Consider the following 14,424-nt stretch of genomic DNA (forward strand, 5'->3'; position numbering starts at 1 on the left):
GAGGGAGCATGCTCGTTACATTCATTATTGCATTGCTGATGACCGTACTAACCACCGCCATCCATGCACTCGGCATGATATTGGCGTTACGCTGGGGCCGTCACCTGCAGCAACTGCATCCGGCGCATCCCAAGCTGGTTGTGGCCAAGCCCATGCTTGTATCCGCGGTGGTATTGCTGATGTTTGTCTCTTCAGTTGTGGAAGTGCTGGCCTGGGCGGTGGCCTACTGTGCATTTGGGGCCTTCAATGCGCTGGAACCCGCCATGTATTTCTCAATGGTAACTTTTACGACACTGGGTTACGGCGATATTGTGCTCGGCGAACCATGGCGGTTGCTATCTGCGTTTCAGTCGGCGATCGGTATCATCATGTTTGGCTGGACCACAGCAGTCGTGATCGCGGTGGTACAGCGTGTCTATCAAAAAAACTCAGACTAAGAGCTCTCTGGGAGTGGGCCGGGCGATGGCGATCATCTGGCCGTTCCAATCGGCATGACTCAAATCCATCGGGCACCGGCACGACCTTTCCGGTCATAGCGATTGAATCTAATGTCGCTTCTACGCGGGCAACTGCCAACCGAATGCCTGCATTAAAGACAAAAACTCCCCGCGTGGAGCGGCAACCAGGTTCAGCCGCTCACCGGTAACCGGATGATTGAGCTGTAGCTGCAGGGCATGCAGCAATAAGCGCGAACAGCCGTAGTGTTCGGCGAAAAAGCGGTTGTGTACCGACTTGCCGTATTTGGGGCAGCCGATCAGTGGATGGTGGATATGTTTGAAGTGACGACGGATCTGGTGCCTGCGGCCTGTCTTCAGCTGAATCTCTACCAATGAGTAGCGGCTACTCGGATAGCGGTCGACGGCGTAGGGGATTTCAATAGTATCCAGGCGGTGAAACAGTGTAATGGCCGGCTGGCGGGGCAGGTCGGCCTTGGGGCGTTTGCGCTGGTGTTTGAAGTCGGCGACCGGGGGCAGGGGATAGTCGATGACGCCCTCTTCGGGGCAGTAGCCCCGGCAGACAGCGATATATTTCTTTACCGATGCATCACTCTCCATTTGCGCCTGAACTTGGGCCGCTACTTCACCGCTTTTGCCAAATACGATCACTCCCGAAGTCGGTTTGTCCAGCCGGTGAATCGGATACAGGTGACAACCGACCCGGTCGCGCAGGTACTGCAGTAGGAAGCGCGTTTCGTGGCGGTCGATCGCCGATCGGTGCACCAGCCAGCCCTCAGGCTTATAGGCGGCAACGAGATAGGCATCTTCAAATAGGATTTCCGGGAGATCGGCCATGGTTTCGGTCAGGTTACAGCGATGAATGGACAGGTATTGCGCGCCAGTAGGTGCGCGGAGAGTTTACCAGTGTGGCGCAAAATGTTGTGCAAAATAGTTGCATCTGGAAATCCGGTTACTACCGTGCTGCCGATTAGTTTAGGCGGCAGGCAAACTCCGACAGGTACATTCCTGCCATTCGTAAGATTGTTTAACACAATTCATTGAAAAGTCACCGCCTTGCGGTTGCGCATTCTTGCAACGCCGCTACAATTGCCGGCATTCAATAGGAGATGACCGTGCCCGGTTTAATGAACAACAGACCAGCCAGCGCCAGTACCGCCCCCTTCGGGCAGCGGTGGCTGCTGATATTCAGCGAGGAAAATATTTCCTGATCGGCCTCCTTCAATCCGGGAGGCGGCGAGCCTTTCGGATACGGTAATTAACCCCCGCAGGTTCGCCCCGGGGGTTTTTCGTTTCTGGCAAGGTAGCTCACCGGGCAAGGGCGCCGAACTAATAAGCGGGAGGACACACTTTGGAGTCCTCTTTGGAGAAAGGTATATGAGTGAAATGCGGAAAAAATTACTGAGAACGGGACAGCGCTGAGCCTATGAGGCAAACGTTCCCATCGGCCTCAAAGCCCCATTTTTATGCTGATTTTACGGCAGGCATTCACTCGACTTGTTGATTTGTAAGTCATTGAAAAATATATAAAAAATATAATTATATGGGTTGCAAATCCTCATTTTCGTGATAGCTTTAAAAAGAAGTCGGGGCGAGTTATAGATTGTCATTGAGACTTCTCGCCATTGAATTGAACTTAGTCGTGGCCGGCAGGCCACTTAGGAGCCATGAAATGCATTTGGAATTTATAAAGCGTCGGTCGAACTGACAAATCTTTCATGCGATCGTGCTTGAAAGGTTACACCGCCTTTCAAGCCAGAACTTCCTGAAGCCCTGGCGATCGCCGGGGCTTTTTTTTGGCGAACGGAAAGGCGTATTTAATAAATAGTGGAGAAATCCAGGGAGTTGTCATGCCTGTAAAAATGGTACTGAACAGCAATGCGCCACCGGGAACAGTGCCGGTAAAAATCTATACCGAGCAGGTGGAGCCGGCGGCGCTACAGCAGTTGAAGAATATTGCCCAGCTGCCGATCGTGCACTCGCACGTGGCAGCCATGCCCGATGTGCACCTTGGCAAGGGCGCCACCGTGGGTTCGGTGATCCCCACGGTCAGCGCCATTATCCCGGCTGCCGTCGGCGTCGATATCGGCTGTGGCATGAATGCGGTGCGTACCTCGTTGCACGCACATCAGCTGCCGGACAACCTGAAAGCATTGCGGGATGCCATTGAGGTGAAAGTGCCCGTAGGTTTTGCTCGTCACAAGAGGATCAACGCCAGGGAATCTGCCTGCAAACAACTTGCTCCCGGTGCGGACCGGCTGTTCGAAAAGCACCCTGAGCTGCTGAAAATGATTCGTCAGCCGCAGGAGACCTGGGTCACCCAAGTGGGAACACTGGGAGGCGGCAACCACTTTATCGAGATCTGTCTCGATGAGAACAACGCAGTCTGGGTGATGCTGCATTCCGGCAGTCGCGGGATCGGCAATGCCATTGGCCAGCACTTTATCCGGCTGGCGAAGCGGGATATGGCTGGGCATAGTCAGAACTTGCCGGACCGTGACCTGGCCTACTTCAGCGAGGGCAACAGCCATTTCGATGATTACATCGAGGCGGTCAACTGGGCTCAGGAGTACGCGCGGGTGAATCGCCAGGAAATGATGAAGCTGGTTCTCGGCTGCCTGCGGGCGCAGCTGCCGGAGTTCACGTTGACGTCGGAGGCAATCAACTGTCACCACAACTATGTCGTGCGGGAGCAGCATTTTGGCCGGGAGGTCTTTGTAACGCGCAAGGGGGCCATCAGTGCCCAAAGCGACCAGCTCGGCATTATTCCCGGATCCATGGGAACCCGCTCCTATATCGTGCGGGGCCGTGGCAATGCGGATTCGTTCTGCTCCTGCGCCCACGGCGCGGGGCGGACAATGAGCCGCACCGCTGCCCGCAAGCGCTTTACGCGGCAGGACCTGGAAGAGCAGACCCGCGGTGTGCAGTGCCGGAAGGATGCGGGGGTAATCGATGAGATTCCCGCTGCCTACAAGGACATCGAACGGGTGATGGAGAATCAGAGTGATCTGGTGGATGTGGTCCACACATTGCGACAGGTCATTTGTGTCAAAGGTTAAGGAGGAACCGCGCATGCGCGTGGATTATAGACATGGACGTTCAAGTCGCCGAAGAGATCATCGCCTGCCTGGGGCAGGCACGTACCAAGTACTTTTACTTTAAGGATCGCTATGCGCTGATGTTGCTGGGGCAGTATTGTCGCAACCGAGAGCCTATCAGCGCGGTGCGCCACAGCCGCCTCGGGCGGCTGCTCGGCAAACCCCTGGTCAGGGAGGCGTTGCGGTACTGCGGTGACGGCAGGGTACAGGCGGAAGTGATGCGGAACTTCTGGCCGCAACAGTTTCACTGCTACACCCTGAGCCTCGGGATCTGGGGGAATGAGCGCAAGAGCCGCTGGTACCAGACGTCGCGAGTAGGGCACAACCTGGTGCTGCAGTTGAATTTCTCCAATGTACACGACCGGCACTATCGCCGGCTGAAAATTGACGGAGACTGCCCGGGCTTCGGCTTTAGTTGCCACCCGACCAGCCGGGTGCGAAATACCCTGGCCTGGTCGCGAATCGATCTCGACCTGGCGTCCGACACGGCCCTGATCGAGGAGATCCAGAGCGACTGGCTGCGGGAAGCGCACGGTGTTTGCGAAATGGCAAAACGCTATCTGGCGGCGGTGAAGGCGGGTCGGAAGGGGCCCCGTTGGTATGAATGCTTCCCGCCGGAACTGGCGATCGAATATTTCGAAACCGCGGTCGCGCCGCATATGGCGGTCTGGACGGAAGCCATGCTGGCGGCCACGATTGAGTTCCTGTTGGAGGAGATCGGCGTGCGCAGGATCTATTTCCACAGCTGGGAGACAGGAAAGAAAGTCAAACACTGCAGCCCGCCAAGATCCATCTATACGGCGCTGCCGGAGAAGTTCTGCTTTAGTTGTGTATCCCGGGGTCCGCAGTTTTTATATGACGACAAATCGTCGAGGAGAAAGATGAAAAAGATAGAGAGCCAGCACTGGTATTTATTGGACTTTAACGAGAGGTCATCAACCGATGAAAAAGAACAGGCTGCGCAATTTCGTTGCGCTTAATCCGATATTGCGCAAAGGCGGTGTCCATAAGCGGGCAAAGTCTGGAGAGCGCTTTTCGAACCGACAAAAAATGTTGAAGGCGGCGCGGGAGTGGGGAGGCTCCCGCGATTGCATCGCCCTGTGAATACCAGCACCGAGCTTGTCTTAAGGCCACTCTGACAGTGGTTCCACATAAACCCAGCGTTTCTTGTACAGTTTGAACAGCGATATCTCGTGCAATGCGCGCTCCGTGCCGTCCTCTACAAACCACGCCTTGAATTCCACGATGGATTTTTTCAATCCCGGCTTGCTCCTGATGACCTCGAGACGGGACCACTGTGTATTCAGGTCCTCGGACGTCAGTTCCGGACAGGTGTCCGGGTGCCAGGTCTTGCGCAGATAGGGAAGGTTGCCGGTCACGAAAGCGCTGAAGCGGCTGCGCATCAGGGCTTCCGCCTTGCCGGGATAGGCCTTGCCGGAAAGATATAAGCGGCAGCAGCTATCAAAAGGCTTGCCGGAGCAGCAGGGACAGAGTTGTTCAAGCATGAGGCGTGTGTAGATCGATCGATGGATACCGGGCAGAGGGATAGGTTCTGCATTTTAGCGGTGATACGCGACCATTATACGGGGGTAACGGTCCCCAGATATACCGATTTGGGGCGGGAAATAGTACTTCGCCCGCCGCGGTGATATTAAACCCAAAGCCGGGTGAAGAGCAGCGCTCATAAGCGTTCAAGGTAAATGGTCCCTGAGGACCTGGGGGATTACCACAGCTTTTTCCGGCTGGTAACGGTCAAACAAGTTGATCAAGCGGGCAGCTTCCCTGGAATCTCCTTCGACTTTAATCTTCCCCTTGCTTATCAGGTCTTCGGGTGTCGCCTGGCTGAGGTAGAGTTTGGCCCAGCTCTCTCCGCTCATCGCCAGGGTGATATCCGCTTCGCGCCGGTAGTTGTCCGGTTCTGGTACGAATTCCGCCACGGCGCGCCGAATATGCAGTCCCGCCGCGCTGCCATCGGTAAACTTGAAGCGAATAAACTTGTCGGTATCACCACTTTTTTTCGGATCGATACGCACGCGAAAGTAATCCACATAGAGGCTGGGGGCCGCGACAATGACTTCTTCCGGCGGAGGGACAAGGCGCGCGATGCTGGTTTTGCCCTCCAGTGCCAGCGCCTGCGACATCAGGTGGGCACGGTCGTTGGCACCGGTGGAGACATAGGCCATTTGCCGCAGCGCGTCGGCCTTGAGTTGGCGCGCCTCTTTGTCTTGCGTGTCGAGCAGGTATACCAGGTTGGCCAGCTGCGCCGCCCAGGAATACTCTTTTTTCCCAAGGGCAGCATTCGCGGCTTCGAGCACCTTCTTGCGGCCACCGATCAGTGGTACCAGCCGGCGCGCTTCTTCGATCGGTGCAAGAGGTTTCAGGTCCGCCGCGTCGTTGTCATACCAGCCCACTGCCTTGTAGTAGATTGCTGGTGGGTAGGTGGATATCTCCCCGTAGGACTGCAGATTGGGCGGGGCATTGTAGAGATATGGCGGAAGCTTGACGAAGTGGCGCAGGTCGTCCGGCCCCAGTCCACCGAGAATGCCGCGAAGGGACTGGTCGAGGACGAAGCTGGCTCCGTCCAGGTACTGCTCCAGGGTTTTGCGTATCTTCTCGGCGCCGACTACCGGCCGGGCGGCCGCCGAAACCAGCACTTCAGGATTCAGGTCGCGGGTGAACTTCAGGCCGGCGATCCATTCCCGTGGGTCGCGGAATACATCTCCGCGCAGTGAGTACAGCTGTGGTGGCGCGCTCCACAGGAGTGTCGTAAAGACAATCTTGCGGTCGGGCAGCCACACCGTCGTGTGTACTTTGTCATCGGAGCCATATTTCGTGAAAAACTGCATGTCGACGCCCAAAACATTCATTCTTTGGCCGTCCTGGACGGGTGTGTTCACCGGTAGGAAATCCACATCAACCGCGCCCAGGTTGGTTGGAACTACATAGGCGTCCGGGCCCTTGTCCGGTATGTAGCCGTTGAACTGGATGAGTGCGCGCGCGGTGAGGTAGGGGCCAATTTCCGCGTAGAACGCCGGGGCGCCACCGCCGGCCAGGTTCCGTTTCACCACCTTGTTAAGGTCCGGGTGGCCGATTACCTTGATGTTCTTGTTACCTTCTGCGAGTACGCCGGCGCCGGCAATGGTGTGGGAGTGGCCGTAAATAATCGCTTTAATGGGTTTTTTGCTGACCGTACGGATGGCCTTCAGCATTAGCTCCGCGTCGTGGCGGGTGTCCCCGGTGTCGAAGGCGATCAGGCCGTCATCCGCTTCGATGATGCTCATTGGTGCCAGTCCGTAGCCGCCGAAAACCCAGATTCCTTCCGCGGGATTCTCGATGGTCGGCTCCAACCAGTTAAAGTCGCCGACGCGCTCCAATAGGTCTTTCCGAGTGATTGCGCCATTTGGCGCTTTCACCAACTCCACCGGGCTACCCATGTACGGAGAAGATGGGGCATCATCCGCAGCCTGCACGCTATCCGTTATGCCAACGGCGCAGAGCAATATGATCAGGCGGGTTAGAAAAAGGGAGCGCATGGGGAATAACTCCTAATGTGCCAGATGATGTGCCAGATGTTTCGGATCTCCTTGTGAGAGCCAAATTCACAGTTTCCTGTCGATAGAAATTTTTCCGGGGCGCATTGACGCCGCGGGGACGGTTAGCTGCCACCCGTACCGATATAATCGGCGACGCGGAAGTGTGACTCATTCCGGGGGAGAGGACGCTGGCAAAGGCGACTGGAAGAGGGAGTATACGGCGCCTGCGCGACAGTAGAACGATGGAATGGCTGCGTATTATCCAGTATTGCCCCGTTCAATCCCTTTAGCCATGGCCTACCGTAGGTCTCGGGCTAAAGCTCAATTCGTGAACCCATTGCGTCATCATCGACAGAGATGCCTTATAGAGTAGTCGAGCCCACTCTGTGGTGGGCTCTTGGTAGTTGTTTATCGGCGCAGAAATGACTTAGAAAACGATAGCTGTAGGTGGGCAATTAAGCTTTCTGTATTTCTTGCCCGGGTAGGACGGGAAACAGCTTTGTGTGCGGTGATTTTATTGAGGTTGAAAAAATTTTGAAATAGGCGCTTCGAGTGGATTAATCTACGATTTTCGTAGAGTGTAATTGTGGCTTGAGGTCTAATAGATTTTTAGTTGACAATTCCAATTGTTGCCTATTTTTTATATTTTTGCCGGTATTCGGTCGGCGACAATCCGACCCAGCGTTTAAAGGCAATTGAAAAGTTCTGTGCTTCGCTAAACCCACATCTCTCTGCGATTTGCTGAATCTGTAAATCCGTTTCAAGCAGGTATTGCTGGGCGAGTTCCTGACGCGCCTCATCGAGTAGAGTCTGGAAATTGGTGTTCTTACTTTTTAATTTTCGATGGAGGGTGCGAGAGGAAACATGCATCTGATCGGCGATTGATTCAAGGCTGGGAAAGTATCCTTCGCGCTTGCGCAGATGCTCCTTTACATCGCTGATCACATCATGGTTTTCGTTGATCTTGATCTGCAGGCGCTCGCAGAGCTCCGCCATTGCGCCTTCCACCATCGGGTCGTATGTCGGCAAAGGTTCATCGATCAGTTTCGCGGGATAGTGAATCTCCGCATGGGGTTGGTCAAACGAAATTTCACAGTGAAAAATTCGCCGGTAAATGTCTATGTATTCCGGCTCTGGGAAGTCCAGTAGCAGTTTTAGCGGCTGGGCTTTAACACCAATCAGCGTCTGCATGATCACCTGGTGCGATGCCATGGCCCATTCAATATACAGCCGATGGAGTTTCTCCAGCGGTGTGTCACACATATAGCGCCATGAAATTTCAGACTCAGTGATCTTGCACTGACTATCAACAACTGTAGTGATTAGGCCGCGATATTTGGAATATCTCTCTTCAGCCTCGCGAAGGGTCTTGGAGGTCATAATCAGGTAGCCGGCAGCACCCTGGTCGTTGAGGTCTGTGTTCTCCCCAATCTTAAGGCCAAGCCCCGGTTCGTCGATTTTTTGAATAAGCTCAAAACACAGAGTTGCATACTGTTGTTTGGTTATCAGTTCAAGATTTTTATTGACCCTTTCGTAGACAATACCAGCAGAACGAAAAATAGGTTCGTAGTCCACGCCAAGTTGGCTGAGAGTTTCTACCAACGGGTAGATCAGATAATTGTACTGTTTTGTTTGGTTGCTCATCTGTCGTCTTTACTGCTGTTATCTGGATCCCGGCAAGATCGGCCATTTATTGTCATCGTTGGCTGCGAGAACTCTGGTCAAAAAGAGGTCACCGTTATCGTCAACCTGGCGAAGCAGATCTCAGGTGTCGATCTTCACAGTGACCCCTGACAGGCTGGATCTGGCCCACTGTTCGAATCGACTCACGTCCTTTGCTGTAGACGCGCAATTTAACCACGTTGCCCGCTGATCTCTTGCACTTGTGTTGGCGCCGCATTCTGTCACTGAATTTGAGTGACTTTAAGGCCTGTACTGGTCCGGGTTCCGATATCCGGGAGGCTTTAAGCGGATGGCAGCGCTCCGCTAATTTGTCGGAATACGTTTAGTGGTTGTCCGAATCGCATAGCTTACTCGCTAAATAGCCAATTTATGATGCCTTTATCGAACTAAAGATAATAGCTGAGGAATTGGCATGAGCGTTGCTAGCGATATTGTAATCTGGGGTGCCAGTGGTTATACGGGCAAACTGATCTCCGAATCACTGCACAATCGGGGAATTCCATTTACAGCCGCCGGGCGATCAGAGGAGCGCCTGCGTGACGCTCTGGCGATTGCCGCTGAGCGGGCCGGCGTGAGCGCAATCAACGCAGAGATCGCTGTTGCCCAGCATAACGAAGAATCTCTGTCTGCGCTATTTGCCAATGCAAAGGTGGTTGTGAACGTCACCGGGCCCTTCGCGCACCTGGGCGAAACGGTGGTTCGAGCGGCGCTGGAGGCGGGCTGCCACTATCTCGACACTACCGGCGAGCAGGATTACATGCTCGACATGAAGCGTAAATACAGCGATGCCTTTGCCGACAAGAGGCTGCTGCTATTGCCCGCCCTGGCTTATATGTGGAGTATCGGTAACCTGGCGGCCGAAGTCGCGCTGGAAGATACGACTGTAGACAGTCTCGAGCTCTCGTACTACAGCGCCAAAGGTGCCCCTTCCGTTGCCTCTTCCCAGTCTTTCATGCGTATGCTCTCCGCACCCCATTACTATCTCGATAACAACGAGTTGGTGGAGTGGGAGCTGGGACGCAACTGGGAGGTGACCATTCCGGGGATTTCCGAGCGGCTGTTGGGGTCTTCCTGGGGCGGCTGCGGTGAACCGGTCTGGTATATGGACGATCCGCGGGTACGCAGTTGTCGCGTATTCCAGACCAGTGATCAGCCCGACGCCATTGCCGGTATTCACGCCGGCGTAAAACAGATCCTCGAAGGGACGCAGGGCAATGTCGAGGCGCGCGAGGCGGCTTCAGTCCAGGCCGCAGCCGCTATTGTGCAAAGTGAGCCTGAAAAAGAGAACCCCCTCGACCACCGCGGCGTTGTCAATGTTGAGGCCTGGGGCAATGTGACCCGTCGCCGCGTCCAGCTGCACTTCCATTCCCCTTACGTCATGACCGGCGAGCTGATCGCTGAAGGGTGTCGTCACCTGTTGACCAGCCCGCCGCGATCCGTGGGTTTCCAGTCTGCGGGTAAAGCGTTCGGACATCGCCAGTTACTGGGCAACCTTGCAGACAACGGCTTCCTCGTTGTCCGCGAGGAGGGCTGAGCGTGAAGACTAACGCCTACATCGCCGGTGTGGGGATGACGCCGTTTGGTAACCACATGGGTACGCCTCTGCGTGAACTTGGGGCCAGGGCCATCCGGATGGCCCTGGAAGATGCGGGTATTGAGGGGGCAGACCTTGACGCCGCCTATATGGCAAATGGTGGCGGTGCCCTGATCGTCGGTCAGGGCCTGATTGCCGGCCAGGTGGCGCTTCGGCATGCCGGGATTGGCAAGATTCCGGTGATCAATGTTGAGAACGCCTGCGCATCCTCGTCTACCGCGGCCTACCAGGCCGCGGCAATGATTACCGCAGGCTTACATGATGTCGTGCTGGTATGTGGCTTCGACAAGCTCTATCACGAGGATAAAGCCAGGACCTTCGCCGTGTTCGCTGCAGGCGTAGATGTCGAGCAGGAGGGTGGACTGGAGGCTGAACTGGAGAAAATTGCCGAGCACGAAGGGGTCGCCATAGACGACACCCCTGGTGCCGGTCGCTCGGCCTTTATGGATATCTATGCGCTGAGCGCTCTGGTGCATATGAAGAAATATGGCACTACCCAGCAGCAATTTGCCGCCGTGAGTGCCAAGAATTCCTACCACGGCAGCCTCAACCCCAACGCCCAGTTTCAGCAGGAGTTGAGCGTTGAAGACGTGCTCGCTTCCCGTGAGATTGTCTATCCACTGACATTGCCGATGTGCTCGCCAGTAGGCGATGGCGCAGCGGCATTGGTGCTGGTCAGCGAACGCAAGGCGCGCGAACTCGGGTTGAAGCAGCCTGTGCGAATGGCTTCCTCTGTGCTGGCGTCCGGATGGGATCACGACTCTGACGAACCAACGCTGTTGGAGCACTGCGCGAAAACTGCCTATGCGGAAGCAGGTGTGAGCCCTGGTGATCTCAGTTGTGTGGAGCTGCACGACGCCTCGGCTCCCTCGGAAATCATCGCCTACGAAAAACTCGGTCTCTGCGACGAAGGCAAGGGCGGAGAGCTGGTTGCTTCCGGGGCGACGCGCCTCGGAGGACATATTCCTGTCAATACCTCCGGTGGACTGCTGCGGAAAGGGCACCCCATTGGCGCCACCGGCGCGGCGCAGCTGATCGAGCTGACTCTGCAGCTGCAGGGGCGCGCAGGCAAGCGCCAGGTTCCCGATGCCCGCGTAGGCCTCGCTTATAACGGTGGTGGCAACATCGGTACCGATGCGGCCGCCACAGTAGTCACGATTTTAGAAAAAAAAGATCTTTAAGCATGAGTATGTATGACGACTCGGTTCTAGCTCATCTGGTCGCTAATAGAATTGGCCAGGACACGAAAGCCCCGATTTTAACCTTCGAATATGAAGGCGAAGTCGAAGAGCGCACCTACGCCGAACTGTATGCGAATGCCAACAAGCTGGCGGCATTTTTTATCGATCACGGCATGGAGAAGGGGGACAGGTTCGGAATCCTGTTGCTCAATCATCCCGAAGTGGTGGAGGCTCTGGTGGCGGCTTCGATCAGTGGCTGTGTTGCGGTGCCGATTGATCCGCGCACCAAGGGCGCCAAGCTGGCCTATATGCTCAATGATTCCGGTTGCCGCGGCATTATCTGCGAGGATTATAACCTCGAAGCCGTGCGGCAGGCGGCTCTGGATAGCGTGGACTGGTGCGTACAGGTAGGCGATAACGCATCGGAACCTACAATTGACTACCGAGCCCTGATGCAGGCGGATGTCGAGAATATCGCAGTGCGGACCGAGAGCGGCAACGATCCCCTGCAGATACTCTACACCTCCGGTACAACCGGAGACCCCAAGGGCATTGTCAAGCCCAACGTCAACTATGCGCAGGCACAGATTCTCGGCAGTTCCGTTTTCGGTATTCAGGACTCGGACAAACTGTATACCGGACTGTCGCTTTCCCACGGTAATGCACAGCTGATGACGCTGGCTCCGGCGCTGACGATGGGGGTTCCGGTCGTGTTCAGCCGCAAGTTCACCCGCTCGCGCCTTTGGGATATTACCCGTCAATTCCGCTGCACCATGTTCAATCTGCTGGGCGGTATGACTGCCGCGATTTACAGCCTGCCACCGGCAACAAACGACGGGGATAACCCGATACGCCGGGTGATCAGTGCCGGTATGCCGGCGGCCATCTGGCAAGACTTTGCACAGCGCTTCGATGTCGAGCTTCTGGAAGTCTATGGCTCGGCAGAGGGCGGCCTGTTTTGGAATGCGGGCAATGGACCGGCGGGAAGTTTCGGCAACTTGCGTGAAAACCCGTTGTTTGAAGGGCGAATCGTAGACGAGGCAGATAATGACTGCGGGCCCGGACAAAGTGGTGAATTGATCTGGCGTTTCCGCAGCGGCGAAGCGATTGAAGTCCTTTATCTGAATAATCCCGAGGCTTCCGCCAAAAAGACACGGGATGGCTGGTTCCGTACCGGCGACGTCGTTCATGCCGACGCCAACGGCTGGCTCTTCTTCGATTATCGCAAGGGCGGTGGCATTCGCCACAACGGGGACTTTATCAATCCTGCATTCGTCGAAAAGGTGATCGCAGAGAGCGGACTGGTGGACGATGTATTCGTCTACGGTGTTCCAGCCGCATCGGGTGCGCCCGGCGAAAAGGATGTTGTAGCGGCGGTGGTTCCCCGAGAGGGGTATTCCCTGGATAGCGATGAGCTCTTCAGTGTCTGTCGCGAAGGGCTGGAGTCAAATTTTGTTCCCACATACGTACAGGTAGTGGACGAGATCCCGAAGACTGCGTCGGAAAAGCCGCAGGAAAGATTCCTTATAGAAGCGTTTGAAAAATCTCCACAGCGAGTATTTACCGAAGAACTCAGCAGAGTCTGAAAACGCCATATAGAACAGAGTGAGGAAATAATATGTCCGCAACATTAGAGCTGGCCAACCGCCTGAGCCCCACCGGCCTCGATAGCCAACTGAGTGAAGAAGAACAGGCTGTGCGGGATTCCGCCCATCGATTTGCGCAAGAGGTTCTCAGGCCGATCGGCAGGGAACTGGATCGAATGACTCCCGAACAGGTGATCGCGGCCGAGTCTCCATTGTGGACAGTTTTTCAGCAGGCGGCAAACCTCGGCATGGAGAGCTTAACCGAGCTACCGATGGATCAAGCCCATACGTACATCGCGCTGATGCTTGAAGAGCTTGGTTGGGGAGATGCGGGGCTGGCAGTCAGTCTGGGGGCCGCCCAGACACCACAGCGGCTGGCGTACCACTGCGATAACAAGTTCCTTAAAGAGAATATCCCCGCGGATGCGATCGGTTGTTGGGGTATTACCGAGCCTGATCACGGCAGCGATATGTTTCAGTTTATGAGTTCTGCCTCTGAGCGAGATATCAATCTCGGCCGGCCAAACTGCGTTGCGAAGATTCGCGGTAATGAAGTCGTGATCACCGGGCAGAAGTCAGCCTGGGTTTCCAATGGCACTTTCGCGCAATACTGTGCGCTGTTCTGCGCCTGCGATACCGGCAACGGCCCCACAGAAAGTGTCGCTTTGGTTGTACCTCTGGACGCCAAGGGAGTAAGCAGGGGCAAACCGCTGGACAAGATGGGCCAACGCGCTTTGAACCAGGGCGAGGTCTACTTCGACAATGTGAGCCTGCCCATCGACTGGCTGATCGCGCCCCCCGAGTACTACTCGCAGGTAGCGACCGCTCAGCTGGTGGAAGCAAATAGTGGTATGGGCCTGATGTTTACCGGGCTTGCCCGGGCGGGCTTTGAGCTTGCACTGGACTACGCACACGAGCGTACCCAGGGCGGGCGCTCGATCATCGCGCACCAGAATGTCCGCCAACGCCTGTTCCATATGTTCCGCCAGGTAGAGGCCTCCAGGGCACTGGCCCGTCGTTCAATCGCCTACAGTTCAACCTCTGGCCAGCCGTCCCTGCTCGCCGCCATCTCATCCAAAATCACCGCTACCCAGACGGCACTGGATGTATGTAGCGCCTCCCTGCAAATGCATGGCGGCAATGGATTGACCCGGGAATACGAGACGGAAAAGCTCTTTAGGGACGCCCGCGCATCATTGATCGAAGACGGTTGCAATGAAGTCCTCGCGATCAAAGGGGGCACTCAGCTGATGTCAGAAGAAGCTCTGTCACTGTAGTAAGAATTACAAGGAAT

The 14,424-nt window shown here is 55.7% G+C and carries 11 protein-coding genes; 7 read left to right on the forward strand and 4 right to left on the reverse strand.

The window, feature by feature from the left end; all coding sequences use genetic code 11:
* Window positions 1-8 precede the first annotated feature (8 nt).
* Window positions 9-437 carry a potassium channel family protein gene (locus IG168_RS12630; protein WP_193164761.1) on the forward strand — a complete coding sequence of 143 codons (429 nt, stop codon included), beginning with the start codon at window positions 9-11 and terminating at the stop codon, window positions 435-437.
* A gap of 120 nt (window positions 438-557) precedes the next feature.
* On the opposite strand, the gene IG168_RS12635 is transcribed toward IG168_RS12630, so the two are convergent.
* On the reverse strand, window positions 558-1,292 hold the full coding sequence (locus tag IG168_RS12635; RefSeq protein WP_193164762.1) for a pseudouridine synthase: 735 nt from the start codon (window positions 1,290-1,292) through the stop codon (window positions 558-560).
* Between the two features lie 1,013 nt (window positions 1,293-2,305).
* Between IG168_RS12635 and IG168_RS12640 the strand changes: the two genes are divergently transcribed.
* Both IG168_RS12640 and IG168_RS12645 read left to right on the forward strand, forming a co-directional pair.
* Window positions 2,306-3,514 carry an RtcB family protein gene (locus IG168_RS12640; protein ID WP_193164763.1) on the forward strand — a complete coding sequence of 403 codons (1,209 nt, stop codon included), beginning with the start codon at window positions 2,306-2,308 and terminating at the stop codon, window positions 3,512-3,514.
* 32 nt (window positions 3,515-3,546) lie between these two features.
* Entirely contained in the window at window positions 3,547-4,533 is a 987-nt protein-coding gene (locus IG168_RS12645; protein WP_193164764.1) for a hypothetical protein, read from the forward strand.
* A 144-nt stretch (window positions 4,534-4,677) separates the two neighbouring features.
* On the opposite strand, the gene IG168_RS12650 is transcribed toward IG168_RS12645, so the two are convergent.
* The 3 genes from IG168_RS12650 to IG168_RS12660 all read right to left on the reverse strand — a co-directional run bounded on the left by IG168_RS12650 (window position 4,678) and on the right by IG168_RS12660 (window position 8,730).
* Window positions 4,678-5,058 (reverse strand): YchJ family protein, encoded by a 381-nt coding sequence (locus IG168_RS12650; RefSeq protein WP_193164765.1) that lies wholly within the window; start codon window positions 5,056-5,058, stop codon window positions 4,678-4,680.
* A gap of 186 nt (window positions 5,059-5,244) precedes the next feature.
* Window positions 5,245-7,086: an alkyl sulfatase dimerization domain-containing protein gene (locus IG168_RS12655; RefSeq protein WP_226876939.1), complete on the reverse strand. Its 1,842-nt coding sequence runs from the start codon at window positions 7,084-7,086 to the stop codon at window positions 5,245-5,247.
* 633 nt (window positions 7,087-7,719) lie between these two features.
* Complete coding sequence (locus tag IG168_RS12660; protein WP_193164766.1) at window positions 7,720-8,730, reverse strand: AraC family transcriptional regulator; 1,011 nt, start codon at window positions 8,728-8,730, stop codon at window positions 7,720-7,722.
* A gap of 451 nt (window positions 8,731-9,181) precedes the next feature.
* Between IG168_RS12660 and IG168_RS12665 the strand changes: the two genes are divergently transcribed.
* The 4 genes from IG168_RS12665 to IG168_RS12680 are packed head-to-tail and all read left to right on the forward strand — an operon-like array spanning window position 9,182 to window position 14,407.
* Window positions 9,182-10,303: a saccharopine dehydrogenase family protein gene (locus IG168_RS12665; protein ID WP_193164767.1), complete on the forward strand. Its 1,122-nt coding sequence runs from the start codon at window positions 9,182-9,184 to the stop codon at window positions 10,301-10,303.
* A gap of 2 nt (window positions 10,304-10,305) precedes the next feature.
* Window positions 10,306-11,544 (forward strand): thiolase family protein, encoded by a 1,239-nt coding sequence (locus IG168_RS12670; protein ID WP_193164768.1) that lies wholly within the window; start codon window positions 10,306-10,308, stop codon window positions 11,542-11,544.
* Between the two features lie 2 nt (window positions 11,545-11,546).
* On the forward strand, window positions 11,547-13,130 hold the full coding sequence (locus tag IG168_RS12675) for an AMP-binding protein (protein ID WP_193164769.1): 1,584 nt from the start codon (window positions 11,547-11,549) through the stop codon (window positions 13,128-13,130).
* Between the two features lie 32 nt (window positions 13,131-13,162).
* Window positions 13,163-14,407: an acyl-CoA dehydrogenase family protein gene (locus tag IG168_RS12680; protein ID WP_193164770.1), complete on the forward strand. Its 1,245-nt coding sequence runs from the start codon at window positions 13,163-13,165 to the stop codon at window positions 14,405-14,407.
* The last annotated feature ends 17 nt before the right edge of the window (window positions 14,408-14,424 follow it).

The organism is Microbulbifer hainanensis (assembly GCF_014904735.1).
Lineage (GTDB): Bacteria > Pseudomonadota > Gammaproteobacteria > Pseudomonadales > Cellvibrionaceae > Microbulbifer > Microbulbifer hainanensis.

Coding starts and splice junctions, on each gene's coding strand:
- IG168_RS12635 (WP_193164762.1), bottom strand. CDS start 1,292: ATGGCCGATCTCCCGGAAATCCTATTTGAAGATGCCTATCTCGTTGCC.
- IG168_RS12675 (WP_193164769.1), top strand. CDS start 11,547: ATGAGTATGTATGACGACTCGGTTCTAGCTCATCTGGTCGCTAATAGA.
- IG168_RS12650 (WP_193164765.1), bottom strand. CDS start 5,058: ATGCTTGAACAACTCTGTCCCTGCTGCTCCGGCAAGCCTTTTGATAGC.
- IG168_RS12680 (WP_193164770.1), top strand. CDS start 13,163: ATGTCCGCAACATTAGAGCTGGCCAACCGCCTGAGCCCCACCGGCCTC.
- IG168_RS12655 (WP_226876939.1), bottom strand. CDS start 7,086: ATGCGCTCCCTTTTTCTAACCCGCCTGATCATATTGCTCTGCGCCGTT.
- IG168_RS12630 (WP_193164761.1), top strand. CDS start 9: ATGCTCGTTACATTCATTATTGCATTGCTGATGACCGTACTAACCACC.
- IG168_RS12660 (WP_193164766.1), bottom strand. CDS start 8,730: ATGAGCAACCAAACAAAACAGTACAATTATCTGATCTACCCGTTGGTA.
- IG168_RS12665 (WP_193164767.1), top strand. CDS start 9,182: ATGAGCGTTGCTAGCGATATTGTAATCTGGGGTGCCAGTGGTTATACG.
- IG168_RS12640 (WP_193164763.1), top strand. CDS start 2,306: ATGCCTGTAAAAATGGTACTGAACAGCAATGCGCCACCGGGAACAGTG.
- IG168_RS12645 (WP_193164764.1), top strand. CDS start 3,547: ATGGACGTTCAAGTCGCCGAAGAGATCATCGCCTGCCTGGGGCAGGCA.